The 2272-nt window shown below is 40.4% G+C and carries 4 protein-coding genes; all 4 read right to left on the bottom strand.

What is annotated here, in order from left to right; all coding sequences use genetic code 11:
* Positions 1 to 143: 143 nt before the first annotated feature.
* A complete protein-coding gene (locus tag TW84_RS23195) occupies positions 144 to 524 on the bottom strand; it encodes a DUF7668 domain-containing protein (RefSeq protein WP_045977969.1) in 381 nt (126 codons plus the stop codon).
* A 408-nt stretch (positions 525 to 932) separates the two neighbouring features.
* On the bottom strand, positions 933 to 1340 hold the full coding sequence (locus TW84_RS23190) for a hypothetical protein (RefSeq protein WP_045977968.1): 408 nt from the start codon (positions 1338 to 1340) through the stop codon (positions 933 to 935).
* A 135-nt stretch (positions 1341 to 1475) separates the two neighbouring features.
* Positions 1476 to 1817 (bottom strand): CPCC family cysteine-rich protein, encoded by a 342-nt coding sequence (locus TW84_RS23185; protein ID WP_045977967.1) that lies wholly within the window; start codon positions 1815 to 1817, stop codon positions 1476 to 1478.
* Between the two features lie 248 nt (positions 1818 to 2065).
* Positions 2066 to 2272 (bottom strand): hypothetical protein (locus TW84_RS24690; protein WP_045977966.1); only part of this gene is annotated, 207 nt, incomplete at its 5' end.

Raw genomic sequence — 2272 nt, 5'->3', positions numbered from 1 at the left:
GTCGTAAGCAATGCTTGATGGCCGAAATGACAAAGCGAAGTAGATAACTTTGTTGTTCGAAGAGCATTGGCTGCTCGCGCAGCCAAGAGGATGTGATTGCCTATTGACAGGCAGAAGGCTCATATGAGTTAGGCAAATTTTCGCTATGGCACGTAAACCATTTCTATTTGATACTTATAACCGTCTTTGGACTCAAACACTTTGGCTTGGAGCACCAAATCACTTAAACCTTCAGTTTCAGTCCAAAGGTCAATTAGTACATCCCAATGAGTTTCCATCCACATACATACAGATGAATCCCAAGTTTGCTCTGGTAAGGCAACCAAATTTTCATCGTAATCTTTAACATATGTTTCTATCTGGTCAGCTATGTCTTGTGCTACTGGAACTAACCCCTCAATGCTTCTATTGAGAAGGTAATCGTGATCAACAAAAGAACTTACTATTTGGCAAAATGTTTGACGCCACACTGTTGGTATTGGGCGCTGAACTTCATCTTTTACAACTAATACTTCTTCTGACATGCTTTATCCACCTTTTTGCCTAACATTCTTAATAACAGGCAGTCTCGTTTTTCTCTCTACCTGACTTTTTATCAACTTACCATAACTCATTAAAAACTATCGAATATACGTCATATTGAATCTAATTAGGACAGACACCTTAATACCCACTGTTTAACCATTTTTTTGAATAGTACCTGCGGGGGTTAACCGATAAGTGTCTAGTGACCCAGCCAATAATGGTTGGCAGCGGCGAGACCGCAATAAGAGATCCTCAATATGTGTTTGTCGTAAGTAATGCGTAATGACCGACATGACAAGCGAAGTAGATAACTTTGTTGTTCGAAGAGCATTGGCTGCTCACGCAGCCAACAGGATGTTATTACCTATTGACAGGCAGAAGGCTCATATGTGTAATAAATTTGGCAGCTAATGAGCATAAATACGAGATAATAGCTCACCATCCTTACCATGAGTTTCTAAGGTTTCACCTAAATCAAACCAAAACAAATGCTTTAGCTTTTTGTCAAAGCTAAAGCCAATCCAAGTAAAGACTCCCGTAAGAAGGTGCATTTGACCATCTACAGCTCTTGCCTCAACCCTCGCTTCAAAAGCGACGCCCGCTTTCGTTAATATAGATTTATCTACATCATCTTCTTTCGCTTTTACTGCTGTAAGCCACTCCGGAGCACTAGTCACTTGAAATGACAAAATCTCGGTCCCTTCTACTCGATCATTGAGAGTTTTTGCCATATCATCATATATTGCTTCAAATGGGTCACATGTAAACCATTCAAACATATGTTTCGTTTCTTCGAGTCTAGTGAAGTCTTTCATCTATTTACTCTCAATTCCATGATGTACAAAAAACATTTATAACGCCAAATTAACGTGTGAACAACGCTTTCACCCAAACCTGAAGAATTGTGCCATAAACACTTAAGCCAGAACATAAACTGAAACCGCCAAGCGTTAGGAATCACTCTTAAATGCTTGGTTATATTTTGTTCCTGAGACCACTCGATATTCTAAATAGTAGTTTCTTAAATTTATATCGCTCTCACTCGGTTCTCGGTAATGTCGTAAATCCTTTTGTTCAGCTGCTCCAAACACCAAGAAGTTAAATCTCGCTTCATTCAAGGAAACGCCATTAGGTCCACCTAGAAAGTTTTCAGAATCTGGATCATCCTGCCCATCATCTTCCCAAAAACAGATTTCACATATTTCGTACTCAGCAGGCTCTCCAATTGTCGCATAACCACAACAAGGGCATGCATACAAAGTATTCTTAGCTTGCTCTCGAATTTTGCTCATGTAGCCCCCAGAAATATAACACCCTTAACAACAGGCAGTCTCGTTTTTGTCTCTGCCTGACTTGCCATTAACCTATCATAAGTGACTAAAAATTAATTCAAACACATCGAATCATACATAATATCAATATATAAAAGCGAGCGTGCGGGTTATCTTAGTAAGAAGAGTAAAAATTCTATTAATAATAATTTAGAGCAACCACCCTACCCCAAACCTCAGTGATTCTGTGCCTGCTCGTTGATAGCTAATCAACGCGAGGTGAGAGTTTGCTCTTGTTTAAGCGTTTTCACGATGCCATCTCGCTGACTATCGCTCAATGGAAACCAACGGTTCTTCTGGATCTGCGGTTCAGACAGCACCTCAAGCAGCGCATCTGGGCTGAGTTTCGCCTTCCCATGCGCCACCAGCTCAATTGGCTGTGCGCACAAAGACTGTAAACGACAAATACATTGGTC

This window comes from Vibrio neptunius, assembly GCF_000967495.1.
GTDB lineage: Bacteria > Pseudomonadota > Gammaproteobacteria > Enterobacterales > Vibrionaceae > Vibrio > Vibrio neptunius.
Note: the sequence above shows the minus strand (reverse complement) of the source record. Positions and strands in the feature narration are given on the sequence as shown.

What these genes read in the sequence shown, in the direction of transcription:
- TW84_RS23190 (WP_045977968.1), bottom strand. Translation starts at nt 1,340, where the DNA reads ATGAAAGACTTCACTAGACTCGAAGAAACGAAACATATGTTTGAATGG.
- TW84_RS23185 (WP_045977967.1), bottom strand. Translation starts at nt 1,817, where the DNA reads ATGAGCAAAATTCGAGAGCAAGCTAAGAATACTTTGTATGCATGCCCT.
- TW84_RS23195 (WP_045977969.1), bottom strand. Translation starts at nt 524, where the DNA reads ATGTCAGAAGAAGTATTAGTTGTAAAAGATGAAGTTCAGCGCCCAATA.